At 56.1% G+C, this 22,321-nt stretch carries 18 protein-coding genes and 1 pseudogene; 16 read left to right on the top strand and 3 right to left on the bottom strand.

Annotated features, from left to right (window positions below; genetic code table 11):
* Positions 1–23: 23 nt before the first annotated feature.
* The 12 genes from ndk (at position 24) to CWM58_RS13475 (ending at position 12,432) form a co-directional block, all read left to right on the top strand.
* On the top strand, positions 24–455 hold the full coding sequence (ndk, locus tag CWM58_RS13540) for a nucleoside-diphosphate kinase (protein ID WP_004114414.1): 432 nt from the start codon (positions 24–26) through the stop codon (positions 453–455).
* Positions 456–807: 352 nt separating this feature from the next.
* Complete coding sequence (locus tag CWM58_RS13535; RefSeq protein ID WP_008803802.1) at positions 808–1,974, top strand: bifunctional tRNA (adenosine(37)-C2)-methyltransferase TrmG/ribosomal RNA large subunit methyltransferase RlmN; 1,167 nt, start codon at positions 808–810, stop codon at positions 1,972–1,974.
* A 276-nt stretch (positions 1,975–2,250) separates the two neighbouring features.
* Positions 2,251–3,231 (top strand): cytoskeleton protein RodZ, encoded by a 981-nt coding sequence (gene rodZ, locus CWM58_RS13530; RefSeq protein ID WP_100681103.1) that lies wholly within the window; start codon positions 2,251–2,253, stop codon positions 3,229–3,231.
* A 26-nt stretch (positions 3,232–3,257) separates the two neighbouring features.
* Positions 3,258–4,379, top strand: coding sequence for a flavodoxin-dependent (E)-4-hydroxy-3-methylbut-2-enyl-diphosphate synthase (gene ispG / locus CWM58_RS13525; protein WP_061153673.1), 1,122 nt, complete (start codon positions 3,258–3,260; stop codon positions 4,377–4,379).
* A 91-nt stretch (positions 4,380–4,470) separates the two neighbouring features.
* The gene (gene hisS / locus CWM58_RS13520) at positions 4,471–5,745 is read left to right on the top strand and encodes a histidine--tRNA ligase (RefSeq protein ID WP_012967446.1); all 1,275 of its coding nucleotides are present in this window, start codon (positions 4,471–4,473) and stop codon (positions 5,743–5,745) included.
* A 34-nt stretch (positions 5,746–5,779) separates the two neighbouring features.
* Positions 5,780–6,400: a YfgM family protein gene (locus tag CWM58_RS13515; RefSeq protein ID WP_061153675.1), complete on the top strand. Its 621-nt coding sequence runs from the start codon at positions 5,780–5,782 to the stop codon at positions 6,398–6,400.
* A gap of 10 nt (positions 6,401–6,410) precedes the next feature.
* Positions 6,411–7,589 carry an outer membrane protein assembly factor BamB gene (bamB, locus tag CWM58_RS13510; protein WP_002913889.1) on the top strand — a complete coding sequence of 393 codons (1,179 nt, stop codon included), beginning with the start codon at positions 6,411–6,413 and terminating at the stop codon, positions 7,587–7,589.
* Between the two features lie 113 nt (positions 7,590–7,702).
* The gene (gene der / locus CWM58_RS13505) at positions 7,703–9,181 is read left to right on the top strand and encodes a ribosome biogenesis GTPase Der (RefSeq protein ID WP_061153676.1); all 1,479 of its coding nucleotides are present in this window, start codon (positions 7,703–7,705) and stop codon (positions 9,179–9,181) included.
* 367 nt (positions 9,182–9,548) lie between these two features.
* Entirely contained in the window at positions 9,549–10,241 is a 693-nt protein-coding gene (locus CWM58_RS13495; RefSeq protein WP_100681102.1) for a hypothetical protein, read from the top strand.
* A gap of 221 nt (positions 10,242–10,462) precedes the next feature.
* Positions 10,463–10,942 (top strand): Hcp family type VI secretion system effector, encoded by a 480-nt coding sequence (locus CWM58_RS13485; RefSeq protein WP_020317242.1) that lies wholly within the window; start codon positions 10,463–10,465, stop codon positions 10,940–10,942.
* 184 nt (positions 10,943–11,126) lie between these two features.
* Entirely contained in the window at positions 11,127–12,164 is a 1,038-nt protein-coding gene (locus CWM58_RS13480) for a Gfo/Idh/MocA family oxidoreductase (protein ID WP_100681101.1), read from the top strand.
* Between the two features lie 49 nt (positions 12,165–12,213).
* On the top strand, positions 12,214–12,432 hold the full coding sequence (locus CWM58_RS13475; protein ID WP_004201901.1) for a zinc ribbon domain-containing protein: 219 nt from the start codon (positions 12,214–12,216) through the stop codon (positions 12,430–12,432).
* On the opposite strand, the gene xseA is transcribed toward CWM58_RS13475, so the two are convergent.
* Positions 12,416–13,807: an exodeoxyribonuclease VII large subunit gene (gene xseA / locus CWM58_RS13470; RefSeq protein ID WP_100681100.1), complete on the bottom strand. Its 1,392-nt coding sequence runs from the start codon at positions 13,805–13,807 to the stop codon at positions 12,416–12,418. The two genes, CWM58_RS13475 and xseA, sit on opposite strands and share 17 nt — an antisense overlap.
* Positions 13,808–13,965: 158 nt before the next feature.
* On the opposite strand from xseA, the gene guaB reads away from it, so the two are divergent.
* Together guaB and guaA are read left to right on the top strand one after the other, a co-directional pair.
* Positions 13,966–15,432, top strand: a complete 1,467-nt coding sequence (guaB, locus tag CWM58_RS13465; RefSeq protein ID WP_061153681.1) for an IMP dehydrogenase — start codon at positions 13,966–13,968, stop codon at positions 15,430–15,432.
* Between the two features lie 67 nt (positions 15,433–15,499).
* The gene (gene guaA, locus CWM58_RS13460) at positions 15,500–17,077 is read left to right on the top strand and encodes a glutamine-hydrolyzing GMP synthase (protein ID WP_016161630.1); all 1,578 of its coding nucleotides are present in this window, start codon (positions 15,500–15,502) and stop codon (positions 17,075–17,077) included.
* Between the two features lie 123 nt (positions 17,078–17,200).
* Here guaA and CWM58_RS13455 read toward each other — a convergent pair whose 3' ends face one another.
* Positions 17,201–18,430: an MFS transporter gene (locus CWM58_RS13455; RefSeq protein WP_100681127.1), complete on the bottom strand. Its 1,230-nt coding sequence runs from the start codon at positions 18,428–18,430 to the stop codon at positions 17,201–17,203.
* Between the two features lie 72 nt (positions 18,431–18,502).
* Between CWM58_RS13455 and CWM58_RS13450 the strand changes: the two are divergent.
* Positions 18,503–19,415, top strand: a pseudogene (locus CWM58_RS13450) (LysR family transcriptional regulator).
* A 96-nt stretch (positions 19,416–19,511) separates the two neighbouring features.
* On the opposite strand, the gene CWM58_RS13445 reads toward CWM58_RS13450, so the two are convergent.
* Positions 19,512–19,685: a YfgG family protein gene (locus tag CWM58_RS13445; protein ID WP_064774528.1), complete on the bottom strand. Its 174-nt coding sequence runs from the start codon at positions 19,683–19,685 to the stop codon at positions 19,512–19,514.
* Positions 19,686–20,055: 370 nt separating this feature from the next.
* Here CWM58_RS13445 and CWM58_RS13440 point away from each other — a divergent pair, with 370 nt between their 5' ends.
* Positions 20,056–22,284: an EAL domain-containing protein gene (locus CWM58_RS13440; RefSeq protein WP_100681098.1), complete on the top strand. Its 2,229-nt coding sequence runs from the start codon at positions 20,056–20,058 to the stop codon at positions 22,282–22,284.
* The last annotated feature ends 37 nt before the right edge of the window (positions 22,285–22,321 follow it).

Genomic DNA, 22,321 nt, shown 5'->3' with positions numbered 1-22,321 from the left:
AGAACATTTAATTAGAGGTAATCATGGCTATTGAACGTACTTTTTCCATCATCAAACCAAACGCGGTGGCAAAAAACGTTATTGGCGGCATCTTTTCTCGCTTTGAAGCTGCAGGGTTCAAAATCGTCGGCACCAAAATGCTGCATCTGACCGTTGAGCAGGCTCGTGGTTTCTATGCTGAGCACGAAGGTCGCCCGTTCTTCGACGGTCTGGTTGAATTCATGACCTCCGGCCCGATCGTGGTTTCCGTACTGGAAGGCGAAAATGCGGTTCAGCGTCACCGTGACCTGCTGGGCGCCACCAACCCGGCGAACGCTCTGGCCGGTACCCTGCGCGCTGACTACGCTGACAGCTTCACCGAGAACGGCACCCACGGTTCCGATTCTGTAGAGTCCGCTGCTCGCGAAATCGCGTTCTTCTTTGCTGAAGGCGAGGTTTGCCCGCGCACTCGCTAATCTCCTGCGTCTTTCACGCCACCGCTTTGTTGGCTTCATTCGCGCACCCCGGTCACATAGTTATCTATGCTCCCGGGGATTTGCGAATTCGCCGCCTCGCGGTGACCTGAAATACTTTGGAGATCTAAACCTCGTCTTTTCGACCGTCGCGGCGTTGGCCTGACAATCGAAAAGCCTTAGAGGATTGAGCAGTCAGTAACAGATTTTTTCATCATTGACTGCGCGCAGGCATGGCTTCCATGCGCCAGAATTTGTAGAATATAGCGCCCCTGGACGAGCAGTCGCTCTCCGGGGCGTTTCTTTTTCAACCCACCTGGGGCCATAACGTGTAATAACGAGGCCGGAAAATATTATGTCTGAACAAATTGTCACGCCTGATACCGCCGCTCTGACGGTGCCGAACAAAGATGCCAAAATCAACCTGCTGGATTTAAACCGTCAGCAGATGCGCGAGTTTTTCAAAAACATGGGCGAGAAGCCTTTCCGCGCCGATCAGGTGATGAAATGGATGTATCACTACTGCTGCGACGACTTTGATGAAATGACCGACATCAACAAAGTCCTGCGCGGCAAACTGAAAGAAGTCGCCGAGATCCGCGCCCCGGAAGTGGTTGAAGAGCAACGCTCAACCGACGGGACCATCAAGTGGGCGATTGCCGTTGGCGATCAGCGCGTCGAGACCGTTTATATCCCGGAAGAAGACCGCGCCACCCTGTGCGTCTCTTCTCAGGTAGGCTGCGCGCTGGAATGTAAATTCTGCTCCACTGCTCAGCAGGGCTTTAACCGCAACCTGCGGGTTTCCGAAATTATCGGCCAGGTCTGGCGCGCGGCGAAAATCGTCGGCGCGGTGAAGACCACCGGCGTGCGTCCTATCACCAACGTGGTAATGATGGGCATGGGCGAGCCGCTGCTGAACCTCAACAACGTCGTCCCGGCGATGGAAATCATGCTGGATGACTTCGGTTTTGGTCTCTCCAAACGTCGCGTGACCCTGTCGACTTCCGGCGTGGTGCCGGCGCTGGATAAACTCGGCGATATGATCGACGTTGCGCTGGCGATTTCCCTGCACGCGCCGAACGATACCATCCGCGACGAAATTGTACCGATCAACAAAAAATACAACATCGAGACGTTCCTCAACTCGGTGCGTGGTTATATTTCGAAGTCCAACGCCAACCAGGGTCGGGTGACCATCGAGTACGTCATGCTGGATCACGTCAACGACGGTACCGAGCACGCTCACGAACTGGCGGCGCTGCTGAAGGACACCCCGTGCAAGATCAACCTGATCCCATGGAACCCCTTCCCGGGGGCACCGTATGGTCGCAGCTCCAACAGCCGCATTGACCGTTTCTCCAAGGTACTGATGGAGTACGGCTTTACGACCATCGTGCGTAAAACTCGCGGCGACGATATCGATGCCGCCTGTGGTCAGCTGGCGGGCGATGTTATTGACCGTACCAAGCGTACGCTGCGTAAGCGGATGCAGGGTGAAGCGATTGACGTAAAAGCGGTCTGATAAATGATGACCCGCGCGGCACAGGCGGCGCGGGTCATATTTATGACCAATAACCAGGCGAAATACACTGATTCGGTTAATAATTACGGTGCGTTTTTGTCGACTTTGAGGCAGTATGTAGCGGCTCAACAACCGCTTAGCATTCAATTTTGATTCGTCTCTGTGATCGCGAGCCTGACAGTCCTATACTGTGAGGCTGACGTACCACAGATGTCTCGCGGCGCCGGCGTTTTCCCGCGCTGAACTTTAAATTTCACGTACCAGTAGTTGTAGCGAATGAATACTGAAGCCACTCAAGATCATCAAGAAGCAAACACCACGGGCGCGCGTCTGCGTCACGCCCGCGAACAACTCGGACTTAGCCAGCAAGCGGTGGCTGAACGCTTATGCCTGAAGGTGTCCACGGTTCGTGATATTGAAGACGATAAGGCACCTGCCGACCTCGCCTCCACCTTCCTGCGCGGGTACATCCGCTCCTACGCTCGCCTCGTACATATCCCTGAAGAAGAGCTGCTGCCGATGATGGCCAAGCAGGCGCCTATCAGGGCGGCGAAGGTGGCGCCAATGCAGAGCTTCTCTTTAGGCAAGCGTCGCAAAAAGCGCGATGGCTGGCTGATGAGCGTTACCTGGCTGGTGCTGTTTGTGGTCATTGGCCTGAGCGGCGCCTGGTGGTGGCAAGACCACAAGGCGCAGCAGGAAGAGATCTCGACCATGGCCGATCAGTCTTCCGCTGAGCTGAACGGCAGTGATGCCAACAGCCAGAACGTGCCGCTGGATACCAGCGCGCCGGCAGCCTCAAGCACCGATAGCGCCGCGAACAGTGCGCCAACCGATACCGCCAGTGCTCCGACGACCAGCGCCCCGGCTCAGACGCCAGCGGACAATAACGCTGTCGTGGCGCCTTCTCAGGCGAATGTCGATACCGCCGCGACGGCCCCGGCAACGCCAGCCGCGCCATTACCGACGGATCAGGCGAACGTGACGGCGGCTGCGGCGGCTCAGGACCTGGTGATGAACTTTTCCGCCGACTGCTGGCTGGAAGTGAGCGATGCCACCGGTAAAAAACTGTTCAGCGGCCTGCAGCGTAAAGGCGGCAACCTGAACCTGAGCGGGCAGGCGCCGTATAAACTGAAAATTGGCGCTCCGGCCGCGGTACAGATCCAGTTCCTCGGCAAGCCTGTCGATTTGAGTCGTTTTATCAGAACTAACCAGGTTGCGCGTCTGACCCTCAATGCCGAACAATCACCGGCGCAGTAACAGACGGGTAACGCGGGAGATTTTTCATGCATAACCAGGCTCCGATTCAACGTAGAAAATCTAAACGTATTTACGTTGGTAATGTGCCAATTGGCGATGGGGCTCCCATCGCCGTCCAGTCAATGACCAATACGCGCACCACCGATGTGGCCGCGACGGTAAACCAAATCAAAGCGTTAGAGCGCGTGGGCGCGGACATCGTCCGCGTCTCTGTTCCGACGATGGACGCCGCCGAAGCGTTCAAACTTATCAAACAGCAGGTTAACGTGCCGCTGGTCGCCGATATCCACTTTGACTACCGTATTGCGCTGAAAGTCGCGGAATACGGTGTTGACTGCCTGCGTATCAACCCGGGCAACATCGGCAACGAAGAGCGCATCCGCATGGTCGTGGACTGCGCGCGCGATAAAAACATTCCTATCCGCATCGGCGTCAACGCCGGCTCGCTGGAAAAAGATCTGCAGGAAAAATACGGCGAGCCGACGCCACAGGCGCTGCTTGAATCCGCCATGCGTCACGTCGATCATCTCGATCGTCTGAACTTCGATCAGTTTAAAGTCAGTGTTAAAGCGTCTGACGTCTTCCTGGCGGTGGAATCCTATCGTCTGCTGGCGAAACAGATCGATCAGCCGCTGCATCTCGGGATCACCGAAGCGGGCGGCGCACGTAGCGGCGCAGTGAAGTCCGCGATCGGTCTGGGCCTGCTGTTATCCGAGGGGATCGGCGATACGCTGCGCGTCTCGCTGGCGGCGGATCCGGTGGAAGAGATCAAGGTCGGCTTCGATATCCTCAAGTCCCTGCGCATTCGTGCTCGCGGCATTAACTTCATTGCCTGCCCAACCTGCTCGCGTCAGGAGTTTGACGTTATCGGTACGGTAAACGCCCTGGAGCAGCGTCTGGAAGATATCATCACTCCGATGGATGTTTCGATCATCGGCTGCGTGGTGAATGGTCCGGGCGAAGCGCTGGTCTCCACCCTCGGCGTGACCGGCGGCAACAAGAAAAGCGGTCTGTATGAGGACGGCGTGCGTAAAGATCGACTGGATAACGACGACATGATCGACCAGCTGGAAGCGCGTATTCGTGCCAAAGCCTCGATGCTCGATGAAGCCCGTCGTATTGACGTTCAACAGCTTGAAGCAAAATAACGTGTTGGGAAGCGATACGCTTCCCGTGTATGATTGAACCTGCGGGCGCAAGGCGCCGGGGTTCATTTTTGTATATATAAAGAGAATAAACGTGGCAAAGAACATTCAAGCCATCCGTGGCATGAACGATTATCTGCCGGGCGAAACCGCTCTCTGGCAGCGCATTGAAGGCTCACTGAAGCAGGTGCTCGGTAGCTACGGTTACAGCGAAATCCGTTTGCCGATTGTAGAGCAGACCCCGTTATTCAAACGCGCGATCGGTGAAGTGACCGACGTGGTTGAGAAAGAGATGTACACCTTTGAGGACCGCAACGGCGACAGCCTGACGCTGCGTCCGGAAGGGACGGCGGGCTGCGTACGTGCCGGCATCGAACATGGTCTGCTGTACAATCAAGAACAGCGTCTGTGGTACGTCGGGCCAATGTTCCGTCACGAGCGTCCGCAGAAAGGTCGCTACCGCCAGTTCCACCAGATCGGCGCCGAAGTGTTTGGCCTGCAGGGCCCGGACATCGATGCCGAGCTGATTATGCTGACCGCGCGCTGGTGGCGTGAGCTGGGCATTTCCGATCACGTCAGCCTTGAGCTGAACTCCATCGGTTCGCTGGAAGCGCGAGCCAACTACCGCGACGCGCTGGTGGCTTACCTGGAGCAGTTTACCGATAAGCTGGATGAAGACAGCAAACGCCGGATGTACACCAACCCGCTGCGGGTGCTGGACTCCAAGAACCCGGATGTGCAGGCGCTGCTGAACGACGCGCCGGCGCTTGGCGACTACCTCGACGAAGAGTCGAAAACCCACTTTGCCGGCCTGTGCGCGCTGCTCGATGATGCGGGGATCCGCTACACCGTCAACCAGCGTCTGGTACGCGGCCTCGACTACTATAACCGTACCGTGTTCGAGTGGGTAACCACCAGCCTCGGTTCCCAGGGCACCGTCTGCGCCGGCGGCCGCTATGACGGTCTGGTTGAGCAGCTTGGCGGTCGTGCTACCCCGGGCGTGGGCTTTGCTATGGGGTTAGAGCGCCTTGTTTTACTGGTCCAGGCAGTGAATCCGGAATTTAAAGCCGATCCTGTTGTCGATATATACCTGGTAGCCTCCGGGACCGATACTCAGTCTGCTGCAATGCGTCTGGCTGAGCAGGTTCGCGATGCGCTGCCCGGCGTGAAGCTGATGACCAACCACGGCGGCGGCAACTTTAAGAAGCAGTTTGCCCGCGCCGATAAATGGGGCGCCCGTATCGCCCTGGTGGTCGGTGAGTCAGAGATCGCTGACGGAAACGTGGTAGTGAAGGATTTACGCTCAGGTGAGCAAACTACCGTAACGCAGGAGAGCGTTGCCGCGCATTTGCGCACACTTCTGGGTTAATCTCCCGGGAATTATTAGTCAGGAGAAGGACTGCGTGGAAACTTTTAACAACGAGAACGATCAGGTCGATGCGCTGAAGCGTTTCTTTGCCGAAAACGGCAAAGCGCTGGCGGTCGGGGTGATTTTAGGGGTTGGTGCGCTGGTTGGCTGGCGCTACTGGACCTCCCATCAGCAGGATACGGCCAGAGACGTTTCGCTGGCTTACGAACAGGCGACTTCCGCGCTGAAATCGAATACGCCAGAAGTGCTGTCAGGGGCGGAGAAGTTCGCGGCTGATAATAAAAATACCTACGGCGCCTTCGCTTCCCTCGAGCTGGCACAACATTTTGTTGAACAGAACGATCTGCCGAACGCCGAAAAGCAGCTTCAGCAGGGGCTGGCGGCCGCGTCTGATGATAATCTGAAATCGGTTATCAATATGCGCCTTGCCCGCGTTCAGCTGCAGATGAAGCAGGCTGATGCGGCGCTGAAAACCCTCGACAGCATCAAAGGTGAAGGCTGGACCGCGATTGTGGCTGATTTGCGCGGCGAAATTCTGTTGAGCAAAGGCGATAAGCAAGGGGCCCGTGCGGCGTGGGAAGCTGGCGTGAAAAGCGATGCTTCTCCTGCGCTCAGCGAAATGATGCGTATGAAAATGAATAATTTGTCCATCTGAGAGGGACTCGATGCAATTGCGTAAATTACTTTTGCCAGGGCTGCTTTCCGTTACCTTGCTGAGCGGGTGTTCGCTGTTTAATAGCGAAGAAGATGTGGTGAAAATGTCACCGCTGCCGACGGTAGAAAACCAGTTTACGCCGTCCACGTCCTGGAGCACCTCGGTTGGCGATGGTATCGGCGAATTTTACTCTAACCTCCATCCGGCCTTCGCCGACGGCGTAGTGTATGCCGCTGACCGTAAAGGTACTGTCAAAGCGCTGAATGCGGACGACGGCAAAGAGGTGTGGTCTGTGAACCTGGCGGAGAAAGATGGCTGGTTCTCGCGCACGCCAGCGCTGCTTTCCGGCGGTGTGACCGTCTCTGGCGGCCATGTTTATATCGGCAGTGAGAAAGCGCAGCTGTATGCGCTGAATACCAGCGATGGTACCGTTGCCTGGCAAACCCGTGTCGCCGGTGAGGCGCTGTCGCGTCCAGTGGTGAGCGACGGCATGGTGCTGGTGCATACCAGTAACGGCCAGCTGCAGGCGTTGAATGAGACCGATGGTGCCGTGAAGTGGACCGTTAACCTCGATATGCCAGCTCTCTCCCTGCGCGGCGAGTCTGCGCCTGCGACCGCTTATGGCGCGGCGATCGTCGGCGGTGACAACGGCCGCGTCAGCGCGGTATTGATGCAGCAGGGGCAGATGATTTGGCAGCAGCGTATTTCTACGGCCACCGGGCCGACGGAAATTGATCGTCTGAACGACGTCGACACGACGCCGATCATCGTCAACGGTGTGGTTTATGCGCTGGCTTATAACGGTAACCTGACCGCGCTGGATCTGCGTAGCGGCCAGATTATGTGGAAACGCGAGCTGGGTTCGGTGAATGATTTCATCGTTGATGGTAACCGTATCTACCTGGTTGACCAGAACGATCGCCTGCTGGCACTGACCACCGATGGTGGTGTGACCCTGTGGACGCAGAGCGATCTGCTGCACCGTTTGCTGACCGCGCCGGTGTTGTATAATGGCAATCTGGTGGTCGGTGATAGCGAAGGCTACATGCACTGGGTGAATCCGGAAGATGGCCATTTTGTGGCGCAGCAGAAAGTCGATAGTTCCGGCTTCCTGACCGACCCGGTGGTTGCTGATGGTCGACTGCTGATCCAGGCGAAAGACGGTACGCTGTACGCGATTACGCGTTAATTACCGCTGTCGTGAGTGATTAAGAAACGGCCCCTGGCAGACAGGGGCCGTTTTGACTTTTTTAAAAACGTCGTTAAGACGATGTTGCTTAGTGATTGTATGAGGCATTTAACATGATACCTGTGGTCGCGCTTGTCGGGCGCCCTAACGTTGGAAAATCCACGCTCTTTAACCGCCTGACGCGCACTCGTGATGCGCTGGTTGCGGATTTCCCGGGGCTGACTCGTGACCGTAAGTACGGTCGGGCCGAAGTCGAAGGCCGCGAATTCATCTGTATCGATACCGGTGGTATTGATGGTACGGAAGAGGGCGTGGAAACCCGGATGGCGGAGCAGTCGCTGTTGGCTATCGAAGAGGCCGATGTGGTGCTGTTTATGGTCGATGCGCGCGCGGGCCTGATGCCGGCGGATACCGCGATCGCTAAACATCTGCGCTCTCGTGAAAAGCCCACCTTTCTGGTGGCCAATAAAACCGACGGCATCGACGTCGACCAGGCGATGGCGGATTTCTGGTCCTTAGGCCTGGGCGATATCTATCCTATCGCCGCTTCGCATGGCCGCGGCGTGACCAGCTTGCTGGAACAGGCCCTGCTGCCATGGGTGGATGAGATCAGCCCGCAGGAAGAGGTGGATGAAGACGCCGAATACTGGGCAAAATTCGAAGCCGAGCAGAATGGCGAAGCGGAAGAAGAGCCGGAGGACGACTTCAATCCGCAGGATCTGCCGATCAAGCTGGCGATTGTTGGACGCCCTAACGTCGGTAAATCTACCCTCACTAACCGCATCCTCGGTGAAGATCGCGTGGTGGTCTACGATATGCCGGGCACCACCCGTGACAGCATTTACATCCCGATGCAGCGTGACGAGCGTGAATACGTGCTCATCGATACCGCCGGGGTACGTAAGCGCGGGAAAATCACCGATGTCGTGGAAAAGTTCTCGGTGATCAAAACGCTGCAGGCGATTGAAGACGCCAACGTCGTGATGCTGGTGATCGATGCTCGCGAAGGGATCTCCGATCAGGACCTGTCGCTGCTGGGCTTTATTCTCAACAGCGGCCGTTCGCTGGTGATTGTCGTCAACAAGTGGGACGGCCTGAGTCAGGAAGTGAAGGAGCAGGTGAAGGAGACCCTCGACTATCGTCTGGGCTTTATCGACTTTGCCCGGGTGCACTTCATCTCCGCCCTGCACGGCAGCGGCGTCGGCAACCTGTTTGAATCGGTACGCGAAGCCTACGACAGCGCCACCCGCCGCGTAAGCACCGCGATGCTGACCCGGATCATGAACATGGCGGCGGAAGATCATCAGCCGCCGCTGGTGCGTGGCCGTCGCGTGAAGCTGAAATATGCCCACGCCGGGGGCTACAACCCGCCTATCGTGGTGATCCACGGTAACCAGGTGAAGGATCTGCCGGATTCCTACAAGCGCTACCTGATGAACTATTTCCGTAAATCCCTCGACGTGATGGGCACGCCAATCCGTATCCAGTTCAAGGAAGGGGAAAACCCGTTCGCCAACAAGCGCAACACCCTGACGCCGAACCAGATGCGTAAACGTAAGCGCCTGATCAAGCACATCAAGAAAAGCAAATAAGCTATCAGCAAGATTTGCCCACCAACATGAATCCTTCAAAGCCCGCATCTGCCGGGCTTTTTTATTAAGGGCGATTGTAGCGAAGCAACAACGCGCATGATTGGCATGTATAACTGCACGTATCCTATGAAATTTCTCATTTGTTAGCTTCGCTTGCTCAAGCAATTTTTTGAGTACGCTTTGATAATATATACGTAGAAAGTTATCGCAATGATAAGAGAGAAAACGCATCTGGATATGTTGGGGGAATTCCACGGTGCCGCTTTCCTGTAATGCGGGAGAAACTGGAGAGTCTACTTTATGGCTGAGTATTATGGTAAGTTAGGTTTCTTCACAGGATGGTGAAATTAATCAGCAAGGAGTGATAATGTATTACAGCAATGTCGTCATCAGCTATTTGCAGGCCAATAAAATTCTCGCAATGAAACTTGAATACGCTGTTTCAGGCATAGAACAACAGGTTTCCAGTCAGGTTAAAACAATAGGCGCTGGCGTAACTCGGACCCTGTATTATACATCCTGTTTTACTGATGAGTATCAGGATGTATGTAAAAAGCAGAAGAATGAGGATGTTAGATTTGCTAAAGGTATCTACCATCTTTTACAGCGTAATGATATTGTATATGAAATGCTTAAAATATATTTTGAAGAAATATTTAGGCACAAAACAAAAGAGCAGTTAGAGCATATTAAAAGAATTCTGATGGCTGTTAACGTTCATATCGCTGCAGACTCTCTAACCAAATCTGGATTTGTTTTAGCTACGGCTACCTGTGTTTCGGTAGGCATGAAACTAAGCCTTGATATGGGAGCGATTGCTGGGCGTTCTGCGGGGGTCGCCGTTACAGTGGCTGGCGTGTATGGCGTTGTGCAGAAGGCTGCAGATAGCGCTGAGCGTCTCCGAATCTGTTATCCGGCATTCTTTTCTATACTATACGAACAAGAGCTTGAAATGATGTATTTCCTGGTGGCGCCATTATTTGAACATGCCGACGCTTTTAAAGCTCAATGGGCTTCAGAGGCAGAGATCGCTAATATCATCGAAAGAATGATTAGGTAGTGATGATGTCATTTATTAAAAGAGCGCTTTTGTGGTTGTTCCAGCAATTAATTTCGCTGTATGCCCCACCACTTTGCATTGTCATATTTGCAGTGGTTTTTTTTCAAATTTTTCCTGAGGGGCCAGTTTGGCCTGTTGGTATATTCGCTGTACTTATAATTATTATCTTTGGGCGCTATGTGAAATGGTAATTCTAACGTTATTTATGATAAGGAAATTGTATGTCTACTCCCGCACATTTATGGCTTGAAGATGAAAACGGTTCTCCGATCATTGGAAGCTGCATGATGCCAACGCGTCTTGGATCTATTGAGTTAAAATCATTCTCTCATGGTATTACTATTCCAGTTGATCCAAGCTGGGGAAAACTGACAGGTACGCGTATACATCGTCCTGTGTCGATAGTGAAGGAATTCGATCAGACAACACCGCTTTTGTATCGTGCCGTGTGTGAGGGGCGCCCGATGAAGAAGGCGATTATAAAGATGTATCGCATTCTGGAGGCGGGCATTGAGGCCGAGTATTTCAACATCATCCTGGAGAACGTCAAAGTCACTACGGTTGCGCCGTATTTATCACCTACTGGTATGAGCAGTACCCACCTGGAAACGCTCGAGATGCGTTATGAGGCGATCACCTGGAAATACATGGACGGAAATATTTACTACCGCGACTCATGGAATGACCGTTGTTGCGCATGACTCCATTATTTTCACGCAAAAAATGCCAGGTATCTCGCAGTAGGTACAATTTTATACATCATTTCAAAATTGAAATTCATATTGGCGGGTTTTTTGTGGCCGCCATGCCGGTAAATGTCAAAACCTTCCGCCATAATCCCGCGATACTTCGCGGGGAACAGAGCGGCTCAAAGGTGGACTTACTATGCAGATTGGTTTTATCGGCCTCGGCGCGGTGGTGGAAACCGCCTATTTACCGGTGCTGCGTCGCCTGGGGTACGCCATCGACAACTGCTGGGGTTATGACCTCGACAGCAGCAGAGCGCTACCGGGGATCCAGCGCTGTAGTTCGCTGGCGGCACTGCTGGCCAAACCCCTGGATACGCTCTTCATTACCACCTCATCACTTCAGCATCTGCCCGTGCTGGAGAGGGCGTTAGCCAGCGGCATTTCCCGCATTGTGGTGGAAAAGCCGATTGTGGCCAACCTTGAGCAGGCCGCCCGGCTGCGGGCGCTGCTGGCGCCGGCTGAGCAGGCCAGGCGGGTGCTGGCCCTTGACCACTGGATGGCGCGAGGCGTTGCGCTGAATGCGATTACTCCGTCGTGGCGGGCAGAAGAGATCGTCTGGCTCGAAGGCTATTTACAGGAGCCAAGCGGCTTTAACGCCGCCGGTGAGCCGGTTGCACTCAATTTTGCCACGGGGGAGCTGGATACCCGGCAGCTGCGCCACCCTGATGGGGTGATCCTCGATATCGGCACCCATGTCCTGGCGATGCTGCGCGAAACCCTGCACGCCAGCGGAGGCGATGCCGCGCTGAGCCTTTCCGTTCGGGTGGCGAAAGACCGCCTCGGCCATGACATTGCCCCTGGGGATACGGTCACCGCCGAGGGGGAGGCGCATCTGCAGGGGACCCTGGGCACTATCCCGCTCAATATCTGGCTCAACAAATACGCGGGCCCCGCGGGCGGGCAAAAGGGAATGCGGATAGGGCTGCAGGACGGGCGAACCCTCACCCTTGACCGCTGCCCTGAGGGTGAAGTGGTGACGCTGAACGACGGCGAGCGGATCCAGCACTGGACCCGCCCCGGGACGATCTATGCGCACTGTCTCGATGAGCAGATCCTCGGCGCAGATAATCTGTTTATCCGGGCGCCCGACAGCGTGGCCGGGCTGACGCGGCGTCGGCTTGAGGAAGTGGAATGGCTGCTCAGGTTGCAGCAGCAATTACGCGGCCCTCATTAAACCCGGAACATGATAAAATAGGTGCAGATAAACGTTGAAAGGAATGGTTATGGAACTTGATTGCCCTCTGTGCCACGCGCCGTTAGATGTCAAAGGCAGCAGCGCGCATTGCGCTCAGTGCGAAAGGGTATTTGCCCTCGAGGCCCGCTGCCCGGAATGCCACCAGCCGCTGGAGGTGCTCAAGGCGTGCGGCGCGGTGGATTACTTTTGCCAGCACGGGCACGGCCTGATCTCGAAAAAACGGGTGGAATTTATTCCGCTGGTTTAGTGGGTGAAGGCTTTCTGGCCCGCGTTTTTTTCACCGGCGCGATCTGCTTCACTTCGCTTTCAACCCAGCCGTCTTTCAGGCGGGTGGTGAGCAGATCGCCGGTTTTAACCTGTTTTGTCTGTTTCAGCACCGTACCGTCATTCACCGAGGTGACGCTGTAGCCGCGCGCCAGGGTGGCTAAGGGACTTACCGCCTCCAGATGGGTCACCGCGTTACCAAACCGTTCGCGCCGCTCGCTGAGGCGGCCACGCATAGTTTCCGCCAGCCGGTATTCCAGCTGCTGGATCCGCGATTGCGCCCGGTGGATCCGCGGCTGCGGATTGTAGTAATTCAGACGCTGAACGGTGCGCTTTTGCCGCTGTTCTGCGCGCTTAAGCTGCGATTCTACGGCGATGCGCATCCGCTGGCGCAGGCGTTCCAGGGCGGTCTGCTGGCGGGCCAACCGCAGCTGCGGATGTTGTTGCTGCAGGCGATGGAACAGCTGGGTAAAGCGGCGCTGACGACTGGCGAGGAAATAGTCCATCGCCATCTCCAGCCGCTGTTGCCCGGACTGAAGCTGGCGCAGCAGCTCCTGCTGATTGCGGCTGACGATTTCCGCGGCGGCAGAAGGGGTCGGCGCTCGCAGGTCGGCAACAAAATCGGCGATCGTGACGTCGGTTTCATGGCCAACCGCGCTGACGATCGGGATCTGGCTGGCGAAAATAGCCCGTGCCACCCGCTCATCGTTAAAACTCCACAGATCCTCCAGCGAACCGCCGCCGCGCCCGACAATCAGCACGTCACACTCCTGGCGCGCGTTGGCCAGCGCGATGGCGCGCACAATCTGCCCGGGGGCGTCGTCACCCTGGACCGCAGTCGGGTAAATAATCACTGGCAGCCCGGGGTCGCGGCGCCTGAGAACATGGAGAATATCGTGCAGCGCCGCACCGGTTTTCGAGGTGATGACGCCGACGCAGTGGGCGGGGGAGGGGAGCGCATGCTTATGTTTTTGCTCGAACAGTCCTTCCGCCGTTAACTGTGCTTTGAGCTGCTCATACTTCTGCTGCAGCAACCCTTCGCCGGCGGGCTGCATGCTTTCGACGATAATCTGGTAGTCACCGCGCGGCTCATACAGCGTGATGTTGGCGCGAACCAGCACCTGCTGCCCATGCTGTGGGCGAAACGTGACCCGGCGGTTGCTGTTGCGGAACATTGCGCAGCGCACCTGGGCGTTATCGTCTTTTAAGGTGAAGTACCAGTGGCCGGAAGAAGGCTGGCTGAAATTAGAGATCTCGCCGCTGATCCACACCTGGCCCATTTCGTGCTCAAGCAGCAAACGCACCGTCTGATTCAGGCGGCTTACGGTAAAAATTGCGGGGGATTGAGAGGGTAACATGTGAGCAAGATCAAACTTTAAATCAGCAGGTTATTCAGTCGATAGTAACGCGCTCAGAGGGGATGGCAAGTATTTTTTGCAAAAAAGGGTAGATGCAATCGGTTACGCTCTGTATAATGCCACGGCAATATTTATCCACCCTGGTCGAGATATTGCCCATGCTACGTATCGCTAAAGAAGCCCTGACGTTTGACGACGTCCTCCTCGTTCCCGCTCATTCTACCGTTCTGCCGAATACTGCCGATCTCAGCACTCAGCTGACGAAAACCATTCGTCTGAATATTCCTATGCTCTCCGCAGCCATGGATACCGTAACGGAAGCGCGTCTGGCTATTGCCCTGGCACAGGAAGGCGGCATCGGCTTTATTCACAAAAACATGTCCATCGAGCGCCAGGCGGAAGAAGTTCGTCGCGTGAAGAAACATGAGTCCGGCGTGGTCACCGACCCGCAGACCGTTCTGCCGACCACCACCCTGCGCGAAATGAAAGAGCTGACTGAACGTAACGGCTTCGCCGGTTACCCGGTGGTGACTGAAGACAACGAACTGGTCGGTATCATCACCGGCCGCGACGTGCGTTTCGTCACCGATCTGAACCAGCCGGTCAGCGTCTACATGACGCCGAAAGAGCGTCTGGTTACCGTTCGTGAAGGCGAAAGCCGCGAAGTGGTCTTCGCTAAGATGCACGAAAAACGCGTTGAGAAGGCGCTGGTTGTGGATGAGAGCTTCCACCTGCGCGGAATGATCACCGTTAAAGACTTCCAGAAAGCGGAACGTAAACCGAACGCCTGTAAAGATGAGCAGGGTCGTCTGCGCGTAGGCGCAGCGGTCGGCGCCGGTGCGGGCAACGAAGAGCGCGTAGACGCGCTGGTCGCCGCGGGTGTTGACGTCCTGCTGATCGACTCCTCGCACGGTCATTCAGAAGGCGTCCTGCAGCGCATTCGTGAAACCCGCGCGAAATACCCAGACCTGCAAATCATCGGCGGCAACGTGGCCACCGGTGCAGGCGCGCGCGCGCTGGCGGAAGCCGGTTGCAGCGCAGTGAAAGTGGGTATCGGCCCGGGCTCCATCTGTACGACCCGTATCGTTACCGGCGTAGGTGTGCCGCAGATCACCGCCGTTTCCGACGCGGTGGAAGCGCTGGAAGGCACCGGTATTCCGGTTATCGCTGACGGCGGTATCCGTTTCTCCGGCGATATTGCCAAAGCGATCGCTGCCGGCGCAGCCGCGGTGATGGTCGGCTCTATGCTGGCGGGTACCGAAGAATCCCCGGGTGAAATCGAACTCTACCAGGGCCGTTCTTACAAATCCTACCGCGGCATGGGCTCTCTTGGTGCGATGTCTAAAGGCTCCTCTGACCGCTACTTCCAGAGCGATAACGCTGCTGACAAACTGGTGCCGGAAGGTATCGAAGGGCGCGTGGCCTATAAAGGTCGCCTGAAAGAGATCATTCACCAGCAGATGGGCGGTCTGCGTTCCTGTATGGGTCTGACCGGCTGTGGTACCATTGACCTGCTGCGTACCAAAGCTGAATTCGTACGCATCAGCGGTGCGGGCATTCAGGAAAGCCACGTTCACGACGTGACCATCACCAAAGAGTCCCCGAACTACCGTCTGGGCTCCTGATTTCTTCGCCCGACCTAGCGTCGGGCGATTTATTTACTCTGTTTCACTTGCCTCGGAATTAGCGTCAATGACGGAAAACATTCATAAACATCGCATTCTCATCCTCGACTTCGGCTCTCAGTATACTCAGCTGGTGGCGCGTCGCGTGCGTGAGCTGGGCGTCTACTGTGAGTTGTGGGCGTGGGATGTCACGGAAGCACAGATCCGCGAATTCAATCCAAGCGGCATCATTCTTTCCGGCGGCCCGGAAAGTACTACCGAAGAGAACAGCCCGCGCGCGCCGCAGTATGTGTTCGAAGCCGGTGTGCCGGTATTTGGCGTCTGCTACGGCATGCAGACCATGGCGATGCAGCTGGGCGGCCATGTAGAAGGTTCTAACGAGCGTGAGTTTGGCTACGCGCAGGTTGAAGTGGTTAACGACAGCGCGCTGGTGCGTGGTATCGAAGACTCCCTGACCGCAGACGGTAAACCGCTGCTGGACGTGTGGATGAGCCACGGCGACAAGGTCACCGCGATCCCGGCGGACTTCGTGACCGTTGCCAGCACCGATAGCTGCCCGTTCGCCATCATGGCCAATGAAGAAAAACGCTTCTACGGCGTGCAGTTCCACCCGGAAGTCACCCACACCCGTCAGGGTATGCGCATGCTGGAACGCTTCGTGCGCGACATCTGCCAGTGTGAAGCGCTGTGGACCCCGGCTAAAATCATCGACGACGCCGTTGAGCGTATCCGCCAGCAGGTTGGCGATGACAAAGTGATCCTTGGCCTCTCCGGCGGCGTGGACTCCTCGGTGACCGCGATGCTGCTGCACCGCGCCATCGGCAAAAACCTGACCTGCGTATTCGTGGATAACGGTCTCCTGCGCCTGAACGAAGCGCAACAGGTCATGGACATGTTCGGCGACCACTTCGGTCTGAACATTGTTCACGTCGAAGGCGAGCAGCGCTTCCTCGACGCACTGAAAGGCGAGAACGATCCGGAAGCGAAACGTAAAATCATCGGCCGCGTCTTCGTGGAAGTGTTCGACGAAGAAGCGCTGAAGCTGGACGACGTCAAATGGCTGGCGCAGGGTACCATCTACCCTGACGTTATCGAATCTGCTGCTTCCGCTACCGGTAAAGCGCACGTCATCAAATCTCACCACAACGTGGGCGGCCTGCCGAAAGAGATGAAGATGGGGCTGGTTGAGCCGCTGCGTGAGCTGTTCAAAGACGAAGTGCGTAAGATCGGTCTGGAACTGGGCCTACCGTACGATATGCTCTACCGTCACCCGTTCCCGGGCCCTGGCCTCGGCGTGCGCGTGCTGGGCGAAGTGAAGAAAGAGTACTGCGACCTGCTGCGTCGTGCGGACGCTATCTTCATCGAAGAGCTGCACAAAGCTGACCTGTACAACAAAGTGAGTCAGGCGTTTACCGTGTTCCTGCCGGTTCGTTCCGTCGGCGTGATGGGCGATGGCCGTAAATACGACTGGGTCGTTTCCCTGCGTGCAGTGGAAACTATCGACTTTATGACCGCGCACTGGGCGCACCTGCCGTATGATTTCCTCGGCCGCGTCTCTAACCGTATCATCAATGAAGTGAACGGTATCTCCCGCGTGGTGTATGACATCAGCGGTAAGCCGCCAGCAACGATTGAGTGGGAGTAATCCCCGGCGTTAGCTGAATGAAACGAAACCCTCTGTTTTTACAGAGGGTTTTTTTCTTTATGCCTCTCCTCAACCCCATCATCCCTGGACGCTATCTGGCAGGGGGGCCTGTGAATTGCCCGTTTACGGTTCCGGCAGATGTTCAGCTGGCCCATTTTTTGCCGCCGCCGGATGAAGGGCGGGAAATTTGCCTGGCTGTGCCTTGCCCGCCCCACGCACCATCGACAGCGCCAGGCAGGCAACTATCAACGTTAACCCGGTGGATACCCACATTCCGCCGATAATGCCCAGCCGGTGGTTCAGCCATGCGTAGGCAAAGGGGGAGGCTGCCGCCATCAGTTGCCCGGGGATCAGCAGGATACCCGTGCGGCTGGCATAGCTTTCTGCGCTAAACAGCGCCAGCGGTAACGTCGCTTTGACAATCGTCACCAGCCCGTTAATCGCGCCATAGCCCAGCACAAACCCGGCTGCGAACCCGGCATAAGCCGTGCTGCTCAATCCAAGGAGAAAACAGAGCGGCATGGCGAGCGCAGTAAAACGCGTCAGCGTGAGTGGGGTGACCCGGGGACCGGCCAGCACTTCCCCCAGCCGGGCGCCGGTCTGGCCGAACCCCCACAGCATACCGACGGCAACCGGCAGACCAAAGTGGCTGATAAACTCCGGTAGATGGGTGGAGGTACCGTTGGAGATGAAGGTGATCAGCGCAATAAAGATCGCGTAACGCACTCCGTTACGCCGATCGCCCTCTGCTGTCGTCGTTGGGGCTACCATTTTCGCCGATGTACTGAGTCGCTGGCGTGGCAACTGATAACTCAGACAGGCGCTCAGTACGCCAAACAGCGCATAGATCCGCAGGGCATCCTGCCAGGACATGACGGTTAATAACGCCTCGCCCAGCGGCCAGAAGAGGGCCGAAGCCAGGCCGCCGGCAAGGGTAATGTGGGAAATGGTTTTCCGCGCCTGCTGGCCGTACAGATTCACCACCGCGGCGAACAGCGCATCATACAGCGAGAGCCGCATGCCAATTCCGGTTAGCAGCCAGGCGCCGTACCAGCCGGCAAGTGAAGGATGCCAGGCCATGACAGCGCAGCTGGCGGCTATCAGTAAGGTTCCGCTGGTGACCACGTGCCGCCCGCCAAAGCGAGCCAGCAGTCTGGCGACGAACGGAGAAACAACGGCCATCATCAGCATGGCGAGCGTCAGGCCAAGATAGATCTGCGGTGACGTCCACCCCTTGTCGGCAGCGATGGCCTGGGCAAAGGTGCCGGGCATATAAAAAGAGATCCCCCAGTTGAGCAGTTGCTGACCGCCCGCGGTGAAGGCGAGGCGTCGGGGAATAGCTGGCGTTTCCATGGTTTTCATTCCGTTAAGGCAGTTGTCCTGAGCATACCCGGCAGGCTATTGTTCTGGCATAGCGGCCACCTTATGCGCGGTATAAGAGAAACTTTGCATGACAACACTGAACCTGGGAAACCTGGCGACCTTCCGGCTGGTCGTACAGCGCGGCAGCTTTTCTGCCGCCGCCGACGCGCTGGGGATCTCCCAACCTGCCGTTAGCCTGCAGGTGCGTCAGCTGGAGCAGTTTTTACAGACCCGTTTGCTGGAGCGTACCGGCCGCGGGATCAAGGCGACGGCGGCGGGAATGGCACTGCTGGCCCACAGCGAGCAGATCGATCGGGCGGTGAATAGCGTAATGCAGTCGGTCAGTGTATTCAGTCAGGAAGTTAATGGGGCGGTAACGCTGGGGACCGGCGCGACGGCCTGCATTCATCTTCTCCCGCCGCTGCTGCAGCATCTTCGTCAGCAGCATCCGCTGTTGACGGTGGGGGTGACCACCGGCAACACGCTGGATATCGTCCGGGCGGTGGAGGAAAATCGCCTCGATCTCGGGCTGGTTACCTTGCCCGTACAGGGGCGCAGTCTGGCGGTGACCTCAGTGGTTGACGAGGAGTTCGTGGTTATCCATGCTCGCCACGAAGCAGCGATGTCGGCGGTTTGTACCCCTGCCGAGCTGCAGGCGCTGCCGCTCATTGCTTTCGAAGCCGGCAGCGGCACCCGGGATCTGATTGACCGCTGGTTCCGCTCGGCGGGACTGGCGGTCACGCCGGTGATGCAGTTGGGCAGCATCGAGGCGATTAAACGGATGGTGCGGGCAGGACTGGGCTACAGCATCGTGCCCCGCATGGCGGTGGAGCAGGAGGAGGATCGCGACGGATTAAGCGTGCACTCGCTGGCGCCGCGGCTATATCGACAGCTGGCGGTAGTCATGCGTCAGGACAAAATTGTGACAAAAGGTATCGCGGAAATGCTGCGCCTGCTGCATGCCGTGCGCTTATAAATCGCCGACGGCAAAACGACCGTATCAAAAGCTGGACATCAGCCGCAGGTTGCTCTGTCTGCGGAGTGTGGTGCTTCCTGTATCAGAATCAACGAATTACTCGCGGGCGGAGGGCTCGACGGTGAGTGAAGACTCCTGCGACGTTTTTTTATCCTGGTGATGGTACCAGGCGCCGATGGAGGAGTAGACAAAGCGTCCAAAGAAGAAGAGAAAGCTGATAAGCAGTACGATACGGGTCATGCGACGGTTAAATCGATGTCGTTTACGCATACTGGGTGCCTGACTCACAAAAGGTTCCTTGAAGTATACCCGAAGATGGGCGATGGGGGTATTAAGGCACAGGAACGAGGTGGGGTCAATTGATGCAGATGTAAAAGTGCCGCAGTGAAAACATTAATTAATGTTATATAAGATAATCATCGTATTTACATGCTCACTTTATTAGCGATAAAAAGGTAAAAAAATAAGTTTTATTAATGTTAGCGTCAGTATTTGTTGATTTATATCAACAGTCCCATTCTCTTGACCACTAAAATCAGCGGACATTACCGTATTGTTATTACTGATGCGGTCAGCATGGGGTGGTTGGATACCTGCCTGAATATGCCTCGCAGGAGCAGAGGTTCCCTGTAGAGCACCTATGAATTTATTAAAATACTATCAACAATATCGCGACAAGTGGTGGGCTTTACCGCTTGTCCTGCCTGCGCTGTTATTACCTCTCGCCAGATTGGCGAATACCTACACCATGCTGAATGGTCACATGGTATTTCTCTATTATCTTCCCCTGGCATTGGTACTCAGCCTGATGATGTTTTTCGGTTGGGCGGCGATCCCGGGTATCATCATTGGCCTGCTGCTCACGCTGGCCCGAGGGATGACGCCCGAGCAGGCTATCGGCGTGCTGTTTCATTTTCTCATTCCCTGCGTGCTGTGCTGGGGTGGGTATCGCATCTTTGTCCCCCGGCGCCAACAGGTCTCGCACGGTAACGTCAAACTGATGCCGCACCGTCTGTTCTGGCAGATGCTGCTTCCCTCGGTCATTTTTCTTATTCTGTCACAGATCGCTGAGTATCTGGGACTGCATCCACGTACGACGGAGATGACGGGGATTACGCCCTTTAGTTTACGGTCGTTAATCACCTTTCAGGCGCTGATGGTGGGGTGTCTGACGGGCGTGCCGCTGTGTTATTTTCTGCTACGGATAATTCGGAACCCTTTTCATGTTCGCGGATTTATTTCTCAGGTTCGCTTACAAATTGATCCAAAAATAAAAACCATTGAAATCATTTTCTGGGCGGCGATATTAATTCTGCTGCTGGGTCTATTATTGATGCCACTTAATGATACCAGCACCATATTTAGTACGAATTATACGTTATCATTACTTATGCCGGTCATGCTCTGGGGAGCCATGCGTTTTGGCTATCGTTTTATCTCGCTGATCTGGACGCCGGTACTGATTGCCGTGATCCATTTTCATTACCGTTACTTACCGGTTTATCCGAGCTATAACACCCAACTGGCGATCACCTCGTCAAGCTATCTGGTGTTCTCGTTTATTGTCGCCTACACGGCGATGCTGGCGACACAGCAGCGTCTGATCTACGCTCGCGTCCGGCAAATGGCTTTCCTCGACCCGGTCATACATATGCCTAATCTGCGGGCGCTGAGCCGGGCGCTCAACGGCGCGAGCTGGTCGACGCTCTGTTTTCTGCGCATTCCTGAGCTGGAACTGCTGGGCCGCCACTACGGCGTATTGTTACGCATTCAGTATAAGCAAATGCTGGCAAACCACCTGAGCGCGTTGCTGCAGCCTAACGAAGCGGTGTATCACCTTGCCGGCCATGATTTGGTTTTTCGCCTTAACAGCGAAGGGCATCAGGCCCGCATTCATTTAATCGACCGCTCCCTCCGACAGTTCCGTTTCTACTGGGACGGGGTTCCCCTCCAGCCGCGGATCGGCATGAGCTATTGCAACGTGCGCTCACCGGTCAAACATCTGTATTTGCTGCTTGGCGAACTAAACACGATTGCCGACATGTCGCTGGCCAGCGGCCATCCAGAGAATATGCAGCGCCGCGGCGCCGGCCATGTTCAGCAGGATCTGAAAGATAAAGTGGTGATGATGAATCGCATCCTCAAGGCGCTGGAGCAAGACCATTTTGTCCTGATGGCGCAACCTATTCAGGGCATCCGCGGCGATAACTACCATGAAGTATTGCTGAGGATGGAAGGGGAATCAGGCGAACTGACGGGGCCAAACGCGTTCCTGCCAGTGGCGCACGAGTTTGGCCTCTCCACCCGCGTCGACCAGTGGGTCATTGAGCACACGCTGGCCTTTATGGATACCCACCGCGAGGCCCTGCCCGGTCTGAGGCTGGCGATCAATCTCTCTCCGGTCTCGCTGAGCCGCAGCCAGTTTCCTCAGGAGGTCGAAGCGCTGCTGCAGACGTACAACATTGAGCCATGGCAGATTATTTTCGAATTGACCGAGAACTATGCGCTCAGTAACCCTGAGCTGGTCTGTCAGACTTTAGAGCATCTGCGGGCGCTGGGCTGCCGGGTAGCGATCGATGATTTTGGTACTGGCTACGCCAGCTACGCCCGGTTAAAAACGATGAACGTCGACATTCTTAAAATCGACGGCAGCTTTATTCGCAATCTGCTTGCCAGCAGCCTCGATTATCAGGTCGTGGACTCTATTTGTCGTCTGGCGCGCATGAAGAACATGCAGGTGGTGGCCGAATATGTCGAGTCGCCGGAGATACGCCAGGCGGTTATCGCGCTGGGGATCGATTATTTGCAGGGCTACGATATCGGCGTACCGGTGCCACTGGCGCAGCTGGCGGAGGGGATGACTGCCTGAAGCGGAAAAAAGCCGGGCGTGATGGCCCGGCCTGGAG

The organism is Klebsiella sp. H-Nf2, from assembly GCF_002806645.1.
Lineage (GTDB): Bacteria > Pseudomonadota > Gammaproteobacteria > Enterobacterales > Enterobacteriaceae > Klebsiella > Klebsiella variicola.
The sequence above is the reverse complement of the archived record's forward strand: the minus strand, read 5'-3'. Positions and strand labels throughout refer to the sequence as shown.

Bases quoted from the DNA above. Each gene is read 5' to 3' on its own strand.
- ndk (WP_004114414.1), top strand. From the start codon at position 24: ATGGCTATTGAACGTACTTTTTCCATCATCAAACCAAACGCGGTGGCA.
- CWM58_RS13475 (WP_004201901.1), top strand. From the start codon at position 12,214: ATGGAACTTGATTGCCCTCTGTGCCACGCGCCGTTAGATGTCAAAGGC.
- guaB (WP_061153681.1), top strand. From the start codon at position 13,966: ATGCTACGTATCGCTAAAGAAGCCCTGACGTTTGACGACGTCCTCCTC.
- der (WP_061153676.1), top strand. From the start codon at position 7,703: ATGATACCTGTGGTCGCGCTTGTCGGGCGCCCTAACGTTGGAAAATCC.
- guaA (WP_016161630.1), top strand. From the start codon at position 15,500: ATGACGGAAAACATTCATAAACATCGCATTCTCATCCTCGACTTCGGC.
- CWM58_RS13535 (WP_008803802.1), top strand. From the start codon at position 808: ATGTCTGAACAAATTGTCACGCCTGATACCGCCGCTCTGACGGTGCCG.
- CWM58_RS13455 (WP_100681127.1), bottom strand. From the start codon at position 18,430: ATGGAAACGCCAGCTATTCCCCGACGCCTCGCCTTCACCGCGGGCGGT.
- ispG (WP_061153673.1), top strand. From the start codon at position 3,258: ATGCATAACCAGGCTCCGATTCAACGTAGAAAATCTAAACGTATTTAC.
- CWM58_RS13445 (WP_064774528.1), bottom strand. From the start codon at position 19,685: ATGCGTAAACGACATCGATTTAACCGTCGCATGACCCGTATCGTACTG.
- CWM58_RS13495 (WP_100681102.1), top strand. From the start codon at position 9,549: ATGTATTACAGCAATGTCGTCATCAGCTATTTGCAGGCCAATAAAATT.
- xseA (WP_100681100.1), bottom strand. From the start codon at position 13,807: ATGTTACCCTCTCAATCCCCCGCAATTTTTACCGTAAGCCGCCTGAAT.
- CWM58_RS13480 (WP_100681101.1), top strand. From the start codon at position 11,127: ATGCAGATTGGTTTTATCGGCCTCGGCGCGGTGGTGGAAACCGCCTAT.
- CWM58_RS13485 (WP_020317242.1), top strand. From the start codon at position 10,463: ATGTCTACTCCCGCACATTTATGGCTTGAAGATGAAAACGGTTCTCCG.
- bamB (WP_002913889.1), top strand. From the start codon at position 6,411: ATGCAATTGCGTAAATTACTTTTGCCAGGGCTGCTTTCCGTTACCTTG.
- rodZ (WP_100681103.1), top strand. From the start codon at position 2,251: ATGAATACTGAAGCCACTCAAGATCATCAAGAAGCAAACACCACGGGC.
- CWM58_RS13440 (WP_100681098.1), top strand. From the start codon at position 20,056: ATGAATTTATTAAAATACTATCAACAATATCGCGACAAGTGGTGGGCT.